Annotated in this window: 17 protein-coding genes; 7 read left to right on the plus strand and 10 right to left on the minus strand. The window is 67.4% G+C overall.

Annotated elements, in window-relative coordinates; genetic code table 11:
* Nucleotides 1-206: 206 nt before the first annotated feature.
* Nucleotides 207-1,376, minus strand: coding sequence for a DegT/DnrJ/EryC1/StrS family aminotransferase (locus HN018_RS14480; RefSeq protein ID WP_171833385.1), 1,170 nt, complete (start codon nucleotides 1,374-1,376; stop codon nucleotides 207-209).
* Nucleotides 1,373-3,358, minus strand: a complete 1,986-nt coding sequence (locus HN018_RS14485) for a polysaccharide biosynthesis protein (RefSeq protein WP_171833384.1) — start codon at nucleotides 3,356-3,358, stop codon at nucleotides 1,373-1,375. Before HN018_RS14485 ends, HN018_RS14480 begins: the two co-directional genes overlap by 4 nt.
* Before the next feature lie 80 nt (nucleotides 3,359-3,438).
* Between HN018_RS14485 and HN018_RS14490 the strand changes: the two genes are divergently transcribed.
* Nucleotides 3,439-4,509 (plus strand): glycosyltransferase family 4 protein, encoded by a 1,071-nt coding sequence (locus HN018_RS14490; RefSeq protein WP_239478683.1) that lies wholly within the window; start codon nucleotides 3,439-3,441, stop codon nucleotides 4,507-4,509.
* 9 nt (nucleotides 4,510-4,518) lie between these two features.
* Here HN018_RS14490 and HN018_RS14495 read toward each other — a convergent pair whose 3' ends face one another.
* The 3 genes from HN018_RS14495 to HN018_RS14505 all read right to left on the minus strand — a co-directional run bounded on the left by HN018_RS14495 (nucleotide 4,519) and on the right by HN018_RS14505 (nucleotide 7,143).
* Complete coding sequence (locus tag HN018_RS14495; protein WP_408886720.1) at nucleotides 4,519-4,968, minus strand: hypothetical protein; 450 nt, start codon at nucleotides 4,966-4,968, stop codon at nucleotides 4,519-4,521.
* Between the two features lie 109 nt (nucleotides 4,969-5,077).
* Nucleotides 5,078-5,470, minus strand: coding sequence for a MarR family transcriptional regulator (locus HN018_RS14500; RefSeq protein WP_171833383.1), 393 nt, complete (start codon nucleotides 5,468-5,470; stop codon nucleotides 5,078-5,080).
* A gap of 206 nt (nucleotides 5,471-5,676) precedes the next feature.
* Nucleotides 5,677-7,143, minus strand: a complete 1,467-nt coding sequence (locus HN018_RS14505; RefSeq protein ID WP_171833382.1) for a leucyl aminopeptidase family protein — start codon at nucleotides 7,141-7,143, stop codon at nucleotides 5,677-5,679.
* Nucleotides 7,144-7,240: 97 nt separating this feature from the next.
* On the opposite strand from HN018_RS14505, the gene HN018_RS14510 reads away from it, so the two are divergent.
* The 4 genes from HN018_RS14510 to HN018_RS14525 all read left to right on the plus strand — a co-directional run bounded on the left by HN018_RS14510 (nucleotide 7,241) and on the right by HN018_RS14525 (nucleotide 11,419).
* Nucleotides 7,241-10,102 carry a helicase-related protein gene (locus HN018_RS14510; protein ID WP_171833381.1) on the plus strand — a complete coding sequence of 954 codons (2,862 nt, stop codon included), beginning with the start codon at nucleotides 7,241-7,243 and terminating at the stop codon, nucleotides 10,100-10,102.
* 12 nt (nucleotides 10,103-10,114) lie between these two features.
* Entirely contained in the window at nucleotides 10,115-10,411 is a 297-nt protein-coding gene (locus tag HN018_RS14515; protein ID WP_171833380.1) for an RNA-binding S4 domain-containing protein, read from the plus strand.
* 163 nt (nucleotides 10,412-10,574) lie between these two features.
* Nucleotides 10,575-10,904 (plus strand): ferredoxin FdxA, encoded by a 330-nt coding sequence (fdxA, locus tag HN018_RS14520; RefSeq protein WP_171833379.1) that lies wholly within the window; start codon nucleotides 10,575-10,577, stop codon nucleotides 10,902-10,904.
* A 32-nt stretch (nucleotides 10,905-10,936) separates the two neighbouring features.
* Entirely contained in the window at nucleotides 10,937-11,419 is a 483-nt protein-coding gene (locus HN018_RS14525; RefSeq protein ID WP_171833378.1) for a hypothetical protein, read from the plus strand.
* Here the strand turns inward: HN018_RS14525 and HN018_RS14530 are convergent.
* From HN018_RS14530 to HN018_RS14540, 3 genes are read right to left on the minus strand one after another with little or no spacing between them, the layout of a single operon-like run.
* Complete coding sequence (locus tag HN018_RS14530) at nucleotides 11,371-12,831, minus strand: efflux transporter outer membrane subunit (RefSeq protein WP_171833377.1); 1,461 nt, start codon at nucleotides 12,829-12,831, stop codon at nucleotides 11,371-11,373. The genes HN018_RS14525 and HN018_RS14530 overlap by 49 nt on opposite strands.
* 1 nt (nucleotide 12,832) lies before the next feature.
* A complete protein-coding gene (locus HN018_RS14535; protein WP_171833376.1) occupies nucleotides 12,833-13,951 on the minus strand; it encodes an HlyD family secretion protein in 1,119 nt (372 codons plus the stop codon).
* 12 nt (nucleotides 13,952-13,963) lie between these two features.
* Nucleotides 13,964-15,523 carry an MFS transporter gene (locus tag HN018_RS14540; RefSeq protein ID WP_171833375.1) on the minus strand — a complete coding sequence of 520 codons (1,560 nt, stop codon included), beginning with the start codon at nucleotides 15,521-15,523 and terminating at the stop codon, nucleotides 13,964-13,966.
* 84 nt (nucleotides 15,524-15,607) lie between these two features.
* Between HN018_RS14540 and HN018_RS29120 the strand changes: the two genes are divergently transcribed.
* Complete coding sequence (locus tag HN018_RS29120; protein WP_171833374.1) at nucleotides 15,608-16,246, plus strand: IclR family transcriptional regulator; 639 nt, start codon at nucleotides 15,608-15,610, stop codon at nucleotides 16,244-16,246.
* Nucleotides 16,247-16,253: 7 nt separating this feature from the next.
* Here the strand turns inward: HN018_RS29120 and xylA are convergent, their stop codons facing one another.
* Together xylA and HN018_RS14555 are read right to left on the minus strand one after the other, a co-directional pair.
* Nucleotides 16,254-17,570 carry a xylose isomerase gene (xylA, locus tag HN018_RS14550; RefSeq protein WP_171833373.1) on the minus strand — a complete coding sequence of 439 codons (1,317 nt, stop codon included), beginning with the start codon at nucleotides 17,568-17,570 and terminating at the stop codon, nucleotides 16,254-16,256.
* A 37-nt stretch (nucleotides 17,571-17,607) separates the two neighbouring features.
* On the minus strand, nucleotides 17,608-18,651 hold the full coding sequence (locus HN018_RS14555; protein ID WP_171833372.1) for a LacI family DNA-binding transcriptional regulator: 1,044 nt from the start codon (nucleotides 18,649-18,651) through the stop codon (nucleotides 17,608-17,610).
* A gap of 107 nt (nucleotides 18,652-18,758) precedes the next feature.
* On the opposite strand from HN018_RS14555, the gene HN018_RS14560 reads away from it, so the two are divergent.
* Nucleotides 18,759-18,932: a hypothetical protein gene (locus tag HN018_RS14560; protein ID WP_171833371.1), complete on the plus strand. Its 174-nt coding sequence runs from the start codon at nucleotides 18,759-18,761 to the stop codon at nucleotides 18,930-18,932.
* Nucleotides 18,933-18,980 lie beyond the last annotated feature (48 nt).

The raw sequence follows: 18,980 nt of genomic DNA on the forward strand, positions 1-18,980 counted from the left end.
CTGCCCGCGGCGCCAGCACCGTCGAAGACATTAAATATCGGTATCACAACAATGCTGGAAAGCGTGACACCGTTTCCCGGGCGTCGCCCCGGACGGCACCGGCATGAGTTGCCGCTGATGATCCCACCCTGCCCAGCGCTCGTTATGTAGTGGCCGGCAGGACGCCATCAACCTGCCGGCGATATCGCAACCCGCACCGCGGCACTTCAGTCTCCGGTGCGTATTGCCAATTCGAATGAGCTGATGACGTGCGCCACGTCCGCATCGTCGAGTTCCGGATGGATCGGCAGTGCCAGGATGCGGCCTGCCAGATCCTCCGACACCGGCAGCGCGGTGCCATCGTGGTGCGGGCGGTAGGCCGGCTGGAGATGCAGCGGCCGCGGGTAATAGATCGCGGTCGGGACGCCCCGGCTGCGCAGGTTCGCCTGCATGCGGTCACGGGATATCCCATCCGGCAGCAGCACCGCGTAGACCGCCCAGGCACTGATGCTCTCCGGCACGCGTGCCGGCACGACCGCATGCGCCGACAGGCCGGCATCGTAGGCCTGTGCGATCTGCTCCCGGCGGTCGAGTTCCGCCTGGAACAGGTCGAGCTTGGCCAGCAGAATCGCCGCCTGCAGCGTATCGAGCCGGCCATTCATGCCGGTGCGTAATACCTCGTAACGTGTCTCGCCTTCGCCATGCGACCGCAGGCTGCGATAGAGCTTTGCCCGGTCGGCATCGTCGGTCAGCAAGGCGCCGCCGTCGCCATAGGCGCCCAGCGGCTTGGACGGAAAGAAGCTGATCGCCGTTGCATCGGCCTCGCGGCCGAGGCGCGTGTTGCCGAGGGTGCCGCCGAAGCTCTGCGCGCAATCGTCCAGCAGGAACATCCCGGCATCCCCGGCAATCCGCCGGAGTTCCGGCCAGGGCGCCGGCTGGCCGAACAGGTCGACGCCGATGATGGCCGCCGGCCGCAGCCTGCCCGCCTGCCGTACCGCCGCGATCCGTGCCTCGAGATGCACCGGATCGATCTGGAACGTGTGCGGGTCGACATCGACGAACACCGGGGTCGCGCCGAGCACCAGCGGCACCTCCGCCGTCGCCGTGTAGGTGAATGCGGGCAGGAACACCGCGTCGCCGGGACCGATGCCTTCCGCCATCATCGCGATCTGCAGGGCGTCCGTACCCGAGCTGACCGCGACGCAATGGGCCGCGCCGCAGAATGCGGCCAGACGCGTTTCGAGCTCCTGCACTTCCGGCCCGAGCACGAACTGGCAGTGCGCCAGCACGGTGTCGATCCGGGCCCGGAGTGCCGTCGCCATCCTGGCCTGCTGCGCCTTCAGGTCGAGGAAGGCGACCTGCCTCGACTCTCCTGCACGCGCTGCATCGATGGTCATGACACGGTCCTCTCGGGTTCGGCGGGCTGCATCGTTCCGGTTGCATTGTGGTCGAATTCGGGGACCAGGCGCTTCAGCAGCAGGATCGCCTCGTCCGGCCGTCCCCTCCGGCAGAGGTCGCCGATCGCATCGACGGCATCGCCGACCGCCACCGGATCGGCCGTGCGCGGCGTCGCCATCAGCAGGCCGGGATAACCGGTCGGGACCGGCGCCTCGCGGCCATGGAACAGTTCCTCGAACAGCTTCTCCCCCGGACGCAGGCCGGTGAACCGGATCTGCACGTCCTCGTCCGGACGCAGGCCGGCGAGCCTGATCATCTGGCGTGCCAGGTCGACGATCTTCACCGGCTCGCCCATGTCGAGCACGAAGATGCCGCCACTCTGGAGCAGCGCCTCGGTCTTCGCACCCGGCTGGACGCCCGCACGGCCGCCCGGCTGAACCGGCGTCTGCGCCGCGCCGACCGCGCTGGCCTGCAGCACCAGCCCGACCGCCTCGGTCACCGTCATGAAATACCGTTGCATATCCGGATGGGTGACGGTGAGCGGCCCGCCCCGCTCGAGCTGGCGGCGGAACAGCGGCACCACCGAGCCGGTGCTGCCCAGTACGTTGCCGAATCGCACCGTGACGCAGCGCATGCCGGATCCCGAGCGCCGGGCGGCGATGTCCAGCGACTGGCAATACATCTCGGCGGCGCGCTTCGAGGCGCCCATCAGGCTGCTCGGGTTGACCGCCTTGTCGGTCGAGATCAGCACCATTTCCGAAGCGCCGGCTGCGGCGGCGGCATCCGCCACCTGACGCGTGCCCACGATGTTGGTAAGCATTCCCTCGGACGGGTTGGCCTCGACGATCGGCACATGCTTGAGCGCCGCGGCATGGAACACGATTTCTGGCCGCACGTCCGCGAACAGGCGCGCCAGGCGGGCCGCATCGCGAACATCGGCGACGATGCTCCGGCGCGCGACCATCGGCGCCAGCTCGGCCAGCTCGAGATCAACCTGCCACAGCGCGAACTCGCCATGATCGACCAGCACCAGAGATTCCGGCATCAGCGCCGCCACCTGGCGCACCAGCTCCGAACCGATGGTGCCGCCGGCGCCGGTCACTAGCACGCGGCGCCCACGTACCAGCAGATCCATTGCCTGGATATCGAGCGCCACCTGCGGCCGGTTCAGCAGATCCTCGATCGCCACGGGACGAAGTTCCACCCGCGATGCCGGCGACAACGCGGTCGGATCGGGCACCCGTCCCACCGGGATCGAGTGCCGGTCGGCTTCGCGTATGATTGCGGCGAGGTCGGTGCCGCGCAGTTCGGGATCGGTCACCACCAGCCCGTCCGGGCGCTGGCCCTGCCGGTCCAGCCGGTCGAGCACCGGGCCGACATCGCCCAGCGTGCCGAGAATTGGCACGCCCTGTATGCGCCGTCCCGGCTGGTGGCTGCCGCGCGCCAGCAGCCCGGTGATCCGCAGTGGCGTGCCGCGGGCGCGCCGGACCGCGCGCAGGAACAGGTCGGCGGCTTCGTCCGCGCCGACCAGCAGGACGTTCTGCGTCGTGGTCGTGCCGCTGTTGCTGAACCGGCCCTGCGACAGCCGATACACGATGCGCAGGCCGCCCAGCAGCACCAGCAGGGTCAGCGCGTGGATGATCGGGAAGGTGATGCTGGGCAGCCGGAAGCCGGTGGAGAGCAGCAGCCCGGCGAACAGCAGCGCGCTCATGACCGAGCCACCGGCAATCCCGAGCAGGTCGGCGACACCGGAGAAGCGCCAGTATTGTTGCGGCAGACGGAACGGAATGCCGCCGATCAGCAGGGTGATGGCGCCGCCGGCCAGGAACCACAGCGGATGGATCAGCCCGCCCTGCGGGTCGGCCAGCCAGCGTGCAATCGGCGCGGCCAACGCGGCCAGCGCGCCATCCAGCGCCACGTTGACCAGGATCCGGTTGAACGGACGCAGGTGTCTGCGTCGCGGGGGACGTTGCGAGGGCATCTGCGCGACCGTATAGCCCAGCGTCCGGCGCGCTAGAAGGGTGCGACCGGATTGGCGACGCAGGCTGCCGGAGGATCGTCATGGCACGACAGGACATGGCCGACGCGGCGGCCTCGATGATGCCGTTCCTGATGCTGGCACTGGGCTGCGCGGCGATGGCGGTGTCGGCACTGGTGGTCCGCCGGATGATCGGGCTGGGGGTGCTGGATGTTCCGGGCCGGCGCAGTGCGCACGACCGGCCGGTCCCGAAGGGCGGCGGCGTCGGCATGGTGGTCGCCATCCTGCTCGGCGTGCCGGTGGGCGTGGCGGTGCTGCCGGGCCCGGGCCGTCCGGTGGTCGCGACCGGACTGATGCTCGCCGCGACCCTGCTGCTGGCAGTCGTGTCCTGGGTAGACGACCTCCGCCAGTTCGGCGTCCGCGCCAAGTTCGGTGCGCAGCTGGGCTCGGCCGTTCTGGCGATCGCCGCGGTGCTGGCGACGATGCCGGTCTGGCCGCCCGCGTGGGTGCTGTCGCTGGCACTGCCGGCTGCCTTCTGCTGGCTCATGCTGGTCACCAACGCAGTCAACTTCATCGACGGGCTCAACGGGCTGGCCGCGGGAAGTGCACTGCTCGCCGGCCTGTTCGCAGCCTGCCTAGGCTGGATGCTGGCCGACCCTTTGCTGGTGGCCCTTGCATCGATGACCGCTGCCGGGCTCGCCGGCTTCCTGCCGTTCAACTACCCCAGGGCCCGGATCTTCCTCGGCGACGTCGGCAGCCAGGTCTGCGGGTTGCTGCTCGGGGTGTTCGCGCTGCTGCTCGCCGCCGACGGCCTGCCCTCGTCATGGATCGCTCCGGGCCTGTTCGTTCCGCTCATGCTCGCCGGGATCCTGTGGGACGTGACGTTCACCTTGTGCCGCCGGGCCGTTGCGCGCGAGCGGCTGACGGTGGCGCATCGCGGCCACCTGTATCAGGTGGCGGCACGCAGCTTCCTGTCGCCGGCCCGGGTGGCGCTGGTGCATTGGGGGTTCGTGATCTGGGGCGGAACGATTGGCCTGACCCTGCTGCCCATGTCTCCGCCGGACGCGGTCGTGCTCGTGCTCCTGCCACAGATCGCATGGACGGCAATCGTCCGGCACCGTGCAGCACGAGCCGGACTTGGTCGCTGGTCGTAGGCCGGCGCGTTAGCGGAGGGTGAGCTCGATACCCTGCGCGGCACCTGCCAGGCGCGCGCCCTTGGAGACGTCGTCGATACGGATCTCGACGCCATTGCCATTCTTCAGGATCCGGCCGCCTAGACCGCTTCCAAGGGTCGCCTCGCCGTTGGCGGCCGCATAGGTGCCATCGAAATCATGCAGGCTGTTCAGGTTGTAGACGCGACCATGGCCGACGACCTTCGAATAGCCGACCGCTGCCACGTCGACGCCCTTCACGCCGAAATGGTAGGTATGGCCGTGATATTTCAATGTTCCATCGCCCCATGTGAAGCCAATGCCGACATCGGCCGCCTTGGCGACGATGGTGACGTAACCGGCCGGATGGCCGGACGTGCCCGGATCGCGCGCCGCGATGGCGGGTACAGAGAACATCGCACCGGCAAGAAGCAGGCTGGAAGCAAAAGCCATTCGCATCATGATAATCCTTGCTCGAACATATGACGGACCCGCGAGGCATGGACCCGTCGGGCCGTCATAGCGTTCGAGCAGTCTTCCGGTTGCAGAATCGATCGCTGGGCGAACCGATTCAGCCGGCGGCGCGACGGCTGGTCCGCTCCTCGACATGGCCCGACTTGCGGGACACGGTCGATGCCTCGGACATGATCGAGCGCAGTTCACGAAGGTAGGCAGCACCCTTCAGAGTACGCTGCACCAGGATGGAGCGACGATCCATCGGATCCACCTTACGACGCGCGAGGTCGAGTTCGCCAAGCCGGTCGAGGGCGCGCGTGATTGCCGGCTTCGATACATTGAGGTCGGCGGCAAGGCCGCGAACCGTGTGGGCGCCTTCCTGAAGGTAGCAGGTCAGGAAAACTCCAAGCTGACGTGCCGAAAGATCGGGACCGTCACGCCGGACCATCGATACGATGGTGTCCCGAAGTGTTGTAACCAGGTGGTCGGTCGTTGATGCTTGAGCCATCCTGTTGTTCCTTTCAAATCTCGTCGGAGCCGCAAAACGCCACTCCGTCCGGCCGCCTTCTCTCGAAACTGCGAGACCGGCGGCATTTTCCGCCTATCGTGTGAACCGCATCAGCGCATATCCACAGGCAATATCAAGTACGGGTTATAATCATTAGAAATGACTTGGTTCAGTCCCAATTACGTTACTGGAGTGTTTCAGTTCGTTTATAGATTAAGAATCGGCAAGAGAGCTTGGAATATCGCACGGAGTCCCAGTGCCTCGCCGCCTTCCGGCCGTCCCGGCCGGACGTGATCGTTCCAGGCATATGTATCGATATGAGCCCAGCGGACCGATCTTGCCACGAAACGTTGAAGGAATAACGACGCTACAATCGCTCCAGCCATCGGTCTGGATGAAACATTATTCAGGTCCGCCACAGGGCTAGACAACCATTCGTTGTATCCGTCCCACAGCGGCAATCGCCAGACCGGGTCGTGCGCCGTGAGTCCGGCATCGATGATCGCCTGGGCCACCTTGTCATCGTTACTGAACAGCGCTGGAAGATCCGGCCCCAGCGCGACCCGCGCGGCTCCGGTGAGCGTGGCTGCATCGACCAGAAGGTCAGGCGACTCGTCCGACGCTTCCGCCAACAGATCCGACAACACAAGGCGACCTTCGGCATCGGTGTTTCCGACTTCGACCGAAAGACCCCGTCGCGTGGAGAGAACATCGGAAGGCCGCATCGCGCTCCCGGAGATGCTGTTCTCGACGCAACCGAGGCGCAGGGCCAGCCGCACCGGCAGGTCGTGGTCCATCACCAGGCGGGCGAGCGCCAGCATGATAGCGGCGCCGCCCATGTCCTTTTTCATCCGCAGCATGCCGGCGGACGACTTGATGTCGTAACCGCCCGAGTCAAAACAGACCCCCTTACCCACCAGCGACAACAGCGGCGCCCCGTCGGTCGCCTTCGACCCGCGCCAGTTGGCCACCACCACGCGTGGCGGACGGGCCGAGCCCGCGCCGACCGCCTCGATCGCCGGGTAGTCGCGCGCCAGGGCCTCGCCTGTAACGATTCGGGCCTCGGCACCGAACGCGCGCATCGTGTGTACCGCGGTGTCGGCCAGCTCGGAGGGTCCGAGCAGGTTGGCGGGCATGTTGATCAGGTCGCGTGCCAGCCACGTGGCCCTTGCGACCGCGGCCCCGGATTCGGCACCGGCCGGAACCGCCAACAGCGCAGGCACCGACTTCGAGGCGCGCAACCGGTCGAAGCGATAGGCACCCAGGCAGAAGCCCAGCACGGCGTCGTTGACCGCCACGTCCACCGGCAATGCCAGTCTCCAGACCGGCCGCCCGGCAGCATGATCGGGTGTCGCCGCATCGGCTTCCCCGGCTTCGGATGGCCCCGCCAGCGCCATCGCCAGGCCGCCGAAGGCATACGGCCCCTGCGGACCCTCACCCGCATCGCCCAGGCCGAGGATGGCACTGGCGACGCCCGCCTCGCCCGGCATCTTCACGAGTTCACCGCTTTTCGCGGCGAACCCCTGCGCCCGCAGCCAGGCCGCGTCGGCAGGAGGCAGCGACTCGAGGAGCACCGCAAGCTGAGCCGGCCGCACGGCGCATACTTCGCGCACCACCCGGTCGGGCGACAACTCATGCTCGGCGATCAGGCAGTCAAGCGGACGATCGAACATCGTTCGGACTTTCGATAGTGGAATGGGGGGAACCCAGGAATCCTGGTCCCGGCCGCGCCACCTTGCAAACACCGGCCACCCGACCGACCATCAGGTCATGACGGGCCCACCCTTCCGGCCACATGGCCCAAACGACACGCCAGGTCGCAGCGATCCGCGGCGCGACGGCGCATTCGCACCACGGGTCAAGGCGGTGCTCGGTCCGACCAACACCGGCAAGACCCATCTCGCGATGGAGCGCCTGCTGGCGCACAGCTCGGGCATCATCGGGTTCCCGTTGCGGCTGCTTGCCCGCGAGAACTACGACCGGATGGTGGCGCAGAAGGGCGTATCCCGGGTCGGGCTGATCACCGGCGAAGAGAAAATCATGCCGCCCGATGCGCGCTGGTTCTCCTGCACGGTCGAGGCGATGCCGCTGAGCTTCCTCGGCGACCGGGCCGGCCCGGGAGCCGGCCCGGGCGATTGGTCGGGCAACGACGTCGTGACCCGCCCGGAGTTCGTCGCGGTCGACGAGATCCAGCTGTGTGCCGATCCGGATCGCGGCCACATCTTCACCGACCGCCTGCTGAACGCGCGCGGGCTGGTCGAGACCATGTTCCTCGGCGCCGAGACCATCCGGCCGCTGCTGTCCCGGCTGGTGCCGCAGATCGAGATCGAGACCCGGCCGCGCCTGTCGCAGCTTCTGCATGTCGGTCCGGTGAAGCTGACCAAGCTGCCGCCGCGGTCCGCCGTGGTGGCCTTCTCGGCCGCCGAAGTCTACGCGATCGCCGAACTGATCCGCCGGCGGCGCGGCGGCTGTGCCGTGGTCATGGGCCGGCTCTCGCCGCGCACGCGCAACGCACAGGTGGCACTCTACCAGGACAAGGAAGTCGACTACCTGGTCGCCACCGACGCCATCGGCATGGGGCTGAACATGGACGTGAACCATGTGGGCTTCGCCGGCCTCTCCAAGTTCGATGGCGCCCGGCCCCGCCGGCTCACCGCCGCCGAAGTCGCCCAGATCGCCGGCCGCGCCGGGCGCGGCATGCGCGACGGCACCTTCGGCACCACCGGCACCTGCCCGCCGATGCAGGAGGACGTCGTGGCAGCGGTCGAGGCGCACCGCTTCGATCCGCTGGAGCAGCTATTCTGGCGCAACGACCAGATCGACCTGTCCGCCCCGGACGCGCTGCTCGCCAGCCTGCAGGTGCCCCCACCGATCCGCGGCCTGGCGTCCGGCAACGAGGCATCCGACCTCCAGACCCTGCAGACACTCGGCTACGACCCGGACATACGCCGGCTCGCCGTCGGCCGGTCCGCTACCAGGCTGCTCTGGGACGCCTGCCAGATCCCCGACTTCCGCAAGCTCGGCGACGACAGCCACACCCGGCTCTGCGCCCGCGTGTTTACCGACGTGATGCAGACCGGCCGCCTGTCGGTGGCGTGGCTCGAGTCGCTGCTGAACGGCCTCAACCGGTCCGATGGCGACATCGACACGCTGATGCAGCGCCTGTCGGGCGTGCGGGTCTGTGCCTATATCGCGGCCCGCAAGGACTGGCTCGAGGACGCACCGGCCTGGCAGGCAAAAGCCCGCGAGATCGAGGACCTGCTGTCCGACGCGCTGCACGAGAAGCTGACCGCGCGCTTCGTCGACCGTCGTGCCGCACTGCTGATCCGCAGCCTCGACGAAGCGGAGCGCTCCGGCGGCACCGACCTTCTGTCCGCGGTCACCGCGCAGGGCGAGGTGGTGGTCGAGGGCCATTCGGTCGGGCACGTATCCGGCTTCTCGCTGATCCCCGATCCGCAGGCCGAGGGCCCCGAGAAACGTCTGGTGCTGCGTGCTGCGCGCCGTGCATTGCGCGAGGAAATTCCCCGCAGGGTCCAGGCGCTGTCCACCGCCCCCGATACCTCGTTCTCGCTCAGCGAGGACGGGCGGCTGATCCGCTGGGATGCCGCACCGGTCGGACGGCTGCGTCCGGGCACCGCTCTCCTTCGGCCGATGGTCGAGGTGCTGGACAGCGAGTTCCTCGATGGCGCCCAGCGCGAACGGGTGCGGGCGCGACTGCAGGCCTGTCTCGATGCGATGCTGGCCCAGGTTCTCGCTCCTTTGTTCGATGCGGAGCGCCGGGCCGCGGACGATGCCGAGCTCCGCGGCGTGCTGCACCGGCTGACCGAGCAGGGTGGGCTGGTCCCGGGGCAGGCGCGCGAGCCGATGCCGCCGGCGGTGCGCGCCAGGCTGAAACCGCTGGGCGTGCGCGCTGGCCGGTTCGCCCTGTTCATGCCGGCCTTGCTGAAACCGCGCCCGGCCCGGCTGCGGGCGATCCTGATCGCGCTGCGTGCCGGGGTTCCGCTTCCGGTACTGCCACAGGAAGGCCGGATCTCGCTGGCGAGGGACGGCGCGGCAACGGCTCCGCCCGGGTTCCTGGCCAAGCTCGGCTGGGTCGAGTGCGGGCCGATTTTGCTGCGGCTCGACATCGCGGAGAAGGTCGCAGGCGAACTCGGCTGGCTGACCCGCCGGCGGCCGACCGCGCTGCCGGCGGACATGGCATCGCGATTGTCCACGCGCCACGACCTGCTGCCGCAGATACTGCCCACGCTGGACGTGCGCATCCTGGCGCCGGTCATGCTTGGGGAGGACGCATTCGGGCCACCGGCGCCGACCATGCTGGCAGCGCACGGGCACCATGTCCGGCGTGTCGCGCATGCGCCGCATGCGTCGAGGCCGCCGCGCAAAGCCAGGCCGCCGGTCCTGTTCGGCCCGCCCCGCCCCGAAACCGCCCGGCCGGATGCCGGGACACTCGCCGGGAACGTGGCCGTCGAGACGCCATCGCCCGTACCCGTCGTACGACGGCCCAGGCCGTCCGCGCCGGCCCGCGCTCCGGTGCCGCCCCGCCCACCCGAGCCGGCACCGCGGCCAAGGCCGCCGGTCAACCCGGATAGTCCATTCGCCGTCCTCGCAGGACTGAAGTTCGGCCGCTGAGGCAGGAGTCGCATGCCTGAGAACGAGGATTCGCGGGACTGGCAGCGCCTCGACATGTGGTTGTGGTGCGCCCGCTTCCTGAAGGCGCGGTCGGATTGCGTCCGGCTGATCGAGGCGGGGCTGATCCGGATCAACCGGCAACCGACCGACAAGGCGCATGCCAGGTTGCGGCCCGGCGACGTGCTGACGCTCCCACTGCCCGTGCCCATGGCCCGCACCGGCGTGCGGGTGATCCGGGTGGTGTCGCTCGCCACCAGGCGGGGGCCGGCGCCGGAAGCACGCACGCTCTACGAGGACATTCCGGAATAGCCTGGCGGCGGCAACCGGAGCGCCCCGCTTGCGCTTGCAGGGAAAGACTTTCATATGTCGCGGCCGCAGCCCGACCTGCCCTTTCGGGGCGGCACGTTCAGCTTGCGGATTTTTCAAAGGGCGTTCGGCCAGCTTGGTGCCGGGCGCATGATCGGAGATGGCGATGACCTACGTGGTCACCGAGAATTGCATCCGCTGCAAGTACATGGACTGCGTCGAGGTATGTCCGGTCGATTGCTTCTATGCTGGCGAGAACATGCTCGTCATCAATCCAGACGAATGCATCGATTGCGGCGTGTGCGAACCGGAATGCCCGGCCGAGGCGATTTTCCCGGATAGTGACGACCGCGCCGGCGCCTGGGCCGAGACCAACACGACCTACGCAAAGACCTGGCCCAACATCACCCGCAAGGGCGTGGCGCCGGCCGATGCCGACGAGTGGAAGGACAAGCCCGACAAGGGCCCGCTGTTCTCCCCGAACCCTGCCAACTGACCAGCGCAGTTCCCGCCGCCCGCCTCCTGCTGGTGGCGGCGGGCTTCACCGTCGTCTACGTCACCTGCGTGCCGGCCGCCTTCTTCCTGGTGATGGCGGTCTTCACCTGGCAGCTGTTCCACTGGCTGCTGCTGTCGGTCCTGCTGGTGCCGGCGCTGATCGGACTCGGGCTGTTCGGGCTCGTGAAGGGGCTGATCCCGACCGGTCTGCTGATCGGCGCGGTCGCGGCGCGCACGCCCGACCTGCACTGGCCGAAGCTGCTGGCCGCCGCGACTATCCCGCTGGTCGACCTCTTCCTGCTGCGCGCATCCGTCCTGCCCCACCTGATCGAGCGCGGCAGCCTGATGCTCATGGATCATCGCGCGCTGTTCATGCTCGATACCATCGCGCCGGCCGCCGCCTCGATGCTCGTCACCCTCGCGGTTCCGCAGCGCCTGGTGCGCCGGCTGCTGGGCAGGCAGCGTGTCTACGAGGCGCCGGCGATCGGCTCCCAGCCGCCGCCGAGCGCGCGATAAAGCGCCACGAGGTCGGTCTCGATCTGCGTGTCGCTTTGCGCGAGCGAGCTCTGGCTCTGCAGCAGGGCGTTCTGCGCGGACAGGACATTGAGGAAATCGGTAGAGCCCTGCTGGAACTGCTCGCGCGCCGCGCCGAGCGCGATCTCGTTCTGCCCGGCCGCCAGCGCGGTCTCGTCACGTTGGCGCTGCGCCTGCGCATAGGCGGTGAGCGCGTTGTCGACGTCCTGCCACGCCTGCAACACGATCTTCTGGTAGTTGATCGCCGCCTCGCGCTGCTGCGACTTGCGCAGCCTGAGCGTCCCGCGCAGCCGGCCACCCTCGAACAGCGGGACATCGATCGTGGGGCCGATGCTGAAGGCGCGGGCCGGCAGGCTGAACGCATCGGCGAGACGCAGGCCCTGCGGCCCGAAACTGCCAAGCAGCGTCACGTCCGGATAGAAGTCGGCCACCGCCACCCCGGTCTCCGCAGTCGCCTGGTGCAGCCGTGCCTCTGCCTCGCGCACGTCGGGACGGCGACGCACCAGGTCGCCCGGCAGCCCGACCGGGACCCGCGGCGGCACCGTCGGCTGGACCGAGGCGGTGCGGAGTTCCGGCTCGAGCGCCCGCGGCGGCAGGGCCAGTGCCAGGCCGATCGCGTTGATCGACGCCGCGATCGACGCCTCGTAGGCCGGAAGCGTGGATGCGATCGTCGCCCGCTGCGCCTCCGCATTGGCAAGATCGAGCTTGGTGCTGACGCCGTTGGCGACCCGGCTGCGCACCAGCACCAGATTGCGGTCGGCGAGCTGCAGATTATGCTCGGCGATCGCCCTGTTCACCTGGGTGCCGCGCAGCTGCATGTAGCTCTGGGCAAGATCGGACACCGCCATCAGCGCGATCTCGTGACGAGCCTCGATCGCCGCCTCGGTGTTGGCATGCGCCGCCTCGACGCTGCGCCGGACCCGGCCGAACAGGTCGAGCTCCCATGATGCAGACATGGTGTTCTGGAACAGGTCGTATTCGAGCGGCGCGCCGGGGGCCGGCGTCACCAGCGAGATGAAGCCCTTCGGACTCTGGTGCGTGCGCATGTACTGCGGCTCGTAATCGACATGCGGCAGCCCCTGGGACACGGCGACCTCGCGTTCGGCGCGACCCTGCTGCACGCGTTCGGCCGCTGCCGCGAGGTCGAGATTCTGCCGGGCCAGCCGGTCCACCAGCGAGACCAGCTCGGGATCGTGGAAGCTGTTCCACCATCCGGTATCGACCGCGCCGCCATAGGTGTTGCTGCGCGTGGTCGCCGGCTCGCCGCCCCAGGCGGTCGGCGACGCAATCGTCGGCTTGTGGAAATCCGGGCCGACCGTGCATCCGGCGGATGCCAGGACGAGCAGCCACGAGGCCGGGGCCGAGACACGAAGCAGCGAGGCGATGCGGTTCATCTCAGCGCGCAGTCACGCGTGCGTCGGTATGCGCCTGCACTCCGGCGACATCCGCGAACCCGGTCTCGATGGTGGTCTCGACCGAGAGGCCTGCCCGCAACAGGTGGGCCTGCGGCTGGTTTGGCGAAACCAGGATCTTCACCGGCAGCCGCTGCACGATCTTGGTGAAATTGCCGGTCGCGTTGTTCGGCGGTATCGCGGAATAGACCGCCCCGGATGCCGGCGGCAGGCCCTGCACGACGCCATCGAGGATGATGTCGTAGGCATCGACATGGATGCGTACGTGCTGGCCCGGCAGCACGTGCTTCAAGGCCAGCTCGCGGTAGTTGGCGATGATGTAGACGCGGTCGAGCGGCACCAGCGTCATCAGGGTGGTTCCCGGTCCGACATAGTCACCGACCTGAGCGCTGCGCTGGCTCACCATGCCGGCCAGCGGCGCCGGGATCCGCGTATAGGACAGCGTCAGTTTCGCCTGCTCGAGCTGTGCCTCGTCCGAGTGGATGGTCGCCTGGGCAGCCTCGCCGTTCGCCTTCAGAACGTCGAGCTGATGACGCTCGGCCTCGGCGGACGCCTTCGCGCCCGCGAGCTCCGCCTGCTGCTGAGCCAGCGTCGACTCGGCCTGCTGGCTGTTCTGCTGCGTGCCGGCGCCGGAGCTGGCGAGGTTCCGGTAGCGGGTCCGGTCCGCCTGCGCGAGCGCCAGCCGCGCCTGGATCCCGGTGACGTTGAAGTCCCGCTGCTGGATCAGCGAAGGCTGCCGCTGCACGTTGGCAAGTGCATCGCGCAACTGTGCGCGATCACGTTCCAAAGCCGCCTCGGCGGACACCACCGCGATCTGTTGGTCGCGATCGTCGAGCGTCACCAGCGCCTGGCCGGCCGGCACCATGTCGTTGTCATCGACCGAGACCGCGCTGACCTGTCCCGAGATACGCGGTGCGATGGAGGCGTAATGCACCATCACGTAGGCGTCGTTGGTCCAGACCTTGCTGTTCGGCACGAAGATGATCGCCAGCACGATTCCGATGAAGCCGAGCACGACGATCCCGGCGACAAACCAGGGCCAGCGCGGCGTCGGTTTCTCCGGCTTCGCGTCCCCGTCATCCTTCTTGTCGTTCTCGGCCATGCGGACCGGCTCCTACTTCTTTGCGAACACGATGCGGGGCGGATAGGTGCGGACCGGCAGGATAAACAGCACCACCATCATGAAGACGGTGATCGCGGCCAGCAGCAGGAAGCCGTCGCTCAGGGTCAGCACGGTCGCCTGATGCTCGATGGCCTGGCGAAACTGCTCGAGACTGTCCACGGATCGGGGCCGTCCATTCGGTAGCAGCGGCGGCGGTATATCGTGCCCGTTGCCGTTTCCCTGCAACAGACGGGTGCGATCCTGCCCGGCCTGGTCGGCCAGGCGATCGGAATGCAACGCGCCCCGCCAGCGCTGGATCAGTTCCAGCAGCCAGACGCCGACCGCGGCGCTGATCGCGCGCGGCGTGTTGACCAGGCTCGAGGCGAATGGCCCTTCCTGCGGCACCACGCTGTTGGTCGCCATCATCAGCAGGGGCATCACCACCATGGCCTCGCCCAACGACTGGAAGCCCTGCCAGAGATAGAACTGGTCGCGCTGCCATTCGCTGTTCAGGAACGAACTGCCGATGCAGGCGGCGAGAATGCAGGACAGCCCGATGAAGCTGACGACCCGCGCATCCACCCATTTGACGTTCAGCACCAGGGCCATCAGCGGCAGCAGCACGAGCTGCGACGCGGCGATCTCGGAGGTCAGGAGGTAGGATTGCAGCGGACGATAGCCCTGGACCTCCTGAAGATACCGGCCAGGAAGCGTCGACGCGGAGAGGCTGATGATCAGGAACATGAACAAGGTGAACATGCCGTAGGCGAGATTACGCCGTGCCAGCATCTGCAGCTTGAACAGCGGCAGTTCGTGAAACCACTCGTTGACCAGCAGCAGGGGAATCGAGACCACGCTGATCAGCGCCAGCACGCAAATCGTGTTCGAGTTGAACCAGTCGTAGCGGTCGCCCTGCTCCAGCATCGTGCTGAACGATCCCAGTCCGACCAGGACAAGCAACGCGCCGCGCCAGTCGAACTTCGCGAACCGCTCGTAATGCGGCGGGTCCTGCGGCATCCCGTACCAGACCAGGAGCCCGGCCAGGGCCCCGAGTGGCACCGCCTGGTAGAAGGCGAACTGCCAGCCGAGGCTGCCGTCGCCGCCCTGCATCCAGACCGCCGCGAAGGCGGTGGCGAGATTGGGGAAGAACGTCGCCGTCAGCGCGTATGCGGCAAGGCCGTAGAGCCGGATCGGCGGTGGCAATGCACGCAGCGCGGTGGACATCAGCAGCGGGATGGTCAGGCCCCCGCACAACCCCTGCACGATACGCAGGCCGAACAGCAGCGTCAGGTTCGACGTCGCCGGGATCAGCAAGGTTGAGACACACGTCAGCGTGATCACGAACAGCAGCCAGCGGCGCAACGTCAGTGTCACCGAGAACCAGGGCGACACCGCCATGCCGAAAATCTGCGCGGAGATATAGAGGCTCTCGAACCAGGTGCTCGAATCATGCCCCATGCCGATGGCGCCGCTGATGTCGCCCAGCAGGATGTTGGACACGGCATCGTTCAGCTCGGTTGACAGGGCGGCCACGATGACGCCGGCCAGGGCGACGATGATCTTCTTGTCCAAGACTGCTCCCTCCCCGGCTGGCGCACCCCACTAGCAATCGATACACAGTCCCGCAATCCAGTACACGGCGGAGTGGTGGTAACGATGACGGCCGAGAACCGCGAGGGCGTGCAGGTCATCAGGCGGGCCGCCTCGATCCTGCGCCTGCTTGCCGGCAACCCGGCCGGACTCAGTCTCGGAGCGATCGCCGCGGCGGTCGTCCTGCCGCGCTCGACCGTCCAGCGCATCGTGGACGCACTCCAGGCCGACGATCTGGTGGAGCCGGCCGGACCCGGCGGCGGCACGCGCCTCGGGCCGGCGATCGCTTTTCTCGCCGCGGCCCTCGTCACCGAGCCGCTGATCCTGCTGCGTGAGGAGATGCAGCGACTCCGCGAGGCGACCGGGGAGACGATTGCGCTTACAGCGCTTCAGGATGGCCACCCGACCATCATCGATGCCGCCCCCGGTAGTCAGGAACTGCGCATCGTCCTCACGCTGGGAACCCGGTTGGCCCTCACGACATCGAGTGCCCAGAGCATGCTTGCCGACCCGCCCGGAACCCTGGCATTCGACGAGGAAGGGACGACGACGGGCGTGTCTGCCGTCTCGGCGGCGTTCCGGCAGAAGGGCAGCCGCTACGCCCTGACGGTGATCGGCCCGGCCGATCGTTTCCGCCGGCGACGAGACAGCTGGATCGCCGAGCTCGAGAAGACCCGAGCCCGGCTTGCCGGCAGGTTGGACTAAAGCCGCGTCAGAAGAAGCGGGCGAGCATGTTCTCCAGCTTCTCCTGCTTGCCCGAACGCGGCTGCGGATCGATGTTGCGTGCTTCCGCCTGCGCCGAGATCTGCTCGAGCGACATCGAGCCGTCGAGCATCTGTTTCGCATCCGCGGTCTGCCAGCCGGCATAACGCGTGTCGCGCTGTCCGGCAAAACGTCCATCCTCGACGATCCGGGCTGCCGTCAGGAACGCCCGCGCGCAATGGTCGATGCCGCCGACATGCGCCAGCACCAGATCGTCAGGGTCGATCGACTGGCGACGGATCTTCGCGTCGAAATTGCAGCCGCCCTTGCCGAGGCCGCCGGCCTGGATGACGTAGTACAGCGCCATCGTGGTTTCGTGCAGGTTGATCGGGAACTGGTCGGTGTCCCAGCCCAGCAGCGGGTCGCCGCGGTTGATGTCCAGCGAGCCGAGAATACCCAGTGCGCCGGCGAGTGCGATCTCATGCTCGAAGCTGTGACCGGCGAGCAGCGCGTGGTTGCCTTCGAGGTTGAGCTTGACCTCCTTCTCGAGACCGTAGCGCTTCAGGAAACCGTAGACCGTTGCCGTATCGAAATCGTATTGATGCGCGGTCGGCTCCTTGGGCTTCGGCTCGATCAGGATCTGGCCGGTGAAGCCGATCTTGTGCTTGTAGTCGACCACGAGCGACAGGAAGCGCCCGAGCTGGTCGAGCTCCTGCCCGAGATCGGTGTTCAGCAGCGTCTCGTAGCCTTCGCGACCGCCCCACAACACGTAGTTGTCGCCGCCGAGCGCCTTGGTGGCATCGAGGCAATGCTTCACCGTCGCGGCGCTGTAGGCGAACACATCGGGGTCGGGGTTGGTGGCGGCGCCGGACATGAAGCGCGGATGGCTGAACAGGTTCGCCGTTCCCCAGAGCAGGCGGGTTTTCGACGTCTGCATCTTCTGCCCGAGATAATCCACGATCGTGTGGAAATTACCGAGCGACTCGTTCAGGCTGCCGCCTTCCGGTGCGATATCGCGATCATGGAAGCTGAAAAACGGCACATCGAGAACACGGAACAGGTCGAATGCCGCATCGGCCTTGTCGTGCGCCGCCTGCATCGCATCAGGACGATCCATCCATGGCCGGCGAATGGTCGGGCCGCCGAACGGATCGGAGCCGTTCATCGCAAAGCTGTGCCAGTAGGCGACGGCAAAACGCAGATGATCCTTGAGCGGCTTGCCGAGAACGACGCGCTCGGCATCATACCAGCGATAGGCATGCGGGTTTTCCGAATCGGGCCCTTCGAAACGGACGGTTTCCATCTCGGAAAACAATGTCGCAGTCATGATGATCCTCGGTTTGATTCAGGGGTTGTCGATTTGGTCAGGGGACGTTGTCGCGCAGAAAGATCTGCGCCCGGACCGGCTTGGGAACGAACCGTTCGTCGGCGCGCAGCATCGCCCGCAACGCCATGATGGAGTTCGCTACTTCCTGTTCCTGGTCCTGATGCAGGACCGCGGTGAACGTGCCGGACAGCAGGGCGTCGCGCGCATGCGCCGTCAGTTCGTGCGCAACCACAACCGGCGCGATCTCCGGCTCGACGTCGCGCAAGGCCGCGATGATGCCCCGGTTGCCGGCGCCGGCGCTGTAGAGCCCGACGACGTCCGGGTGCCGCGCCAGTACCGTCCGCAGCAGCCGCTCGGTCGCCCGGCTGTCGTCCTGGCCCTCGATCACCGGCAGCAGCTTCAGGTCGGGGAACTCGCGGCTCAGCACCTGCTCGAAGCCGAGACGGCGCTCGGCATGGTCATGCAGCGTCATCTGACCGACGACGACGCATATCTTCCCGGGTCCCGATCCGTCGCGCGCGGGGCGTGCCATCCGGCCGACCAGCGATCCCGCGACCCGCCCTGCAGCCTTGTTGTCGATACCCAGGAAATAGCCACGTCGCGACGGTGAAACGTCCGACACCAGCGTCACCACCTTGATGCCCTTGGAGACCAGCCTGTCGATCTCGTGCCGCACCGGCGGAGAGTCGAGTGCCACGACGGCCACACCGTCCCACGCATCGTTGTCGAGCGACGCCAGCGCCCTGCACAACGACGCCTCGTCGAACGACACATAGTCGGCAACACGGACCGAAACACGCTGGTCCGCGAACTCGGCACTCGCGGCAAGCACGGTGTCATGCAGGCCGTTCATGAAACTGTTGGTGCCGGGCGCCGGGAGCACGAACAGGTAGCGCTCCAGCCGACGGGTCGCCAGTCCGGCGGCGAAGGCATCGCGTCGGAATCCGAGCTTGTCGACCGCTGCCTGTACTCGCTCGATCGTGACCGGCCGTACGCCCTGGCGGCCGTTCAGAACGCGATCGACCGTCGCCAGACTCACGCCCGCTTCCGCCGCGACTTCGAACACCGTGATCCTGCTCATCTCCACTCCTCAGGCTGCCCACGGTGAATGAGCCGTAAACCGTGTTTTTGAGGCACGCCAATCAGGGTATTCGAGCGGCCCGATCCCGGCAAGAGGTGACAGCAGTCTTGACTTTGTTCGGCGACCGCGCGGCTGAAACTAAAAGCATCATTATTTTGCACCGCAGCAATTCCCGCACCATTCGCCCGCGCTGGCAGCTGCTCTTGCTTTACGTAACGCATTTTGCTTTTGTTGCACCCAATGTCGGCTTTGGGTGCCGCGTGTCGCGGATGCCCTTGTGACCGACCAAAAAACCGGCCTGTCTCCGGGAACGGGGCAAGGTGGGATCC

The sequence above is a fragment of the Lichenicola cladoniae genome (genome assembly GCF_013201075.1).
GTDB classification, from domain to species: domain Bacteria; phylum Pseudomonadota; class Alphaproteobacteria; order Acetobacterales; family Acetobacteraceae; genus Lichenicola; species Lichenicola cladoniae.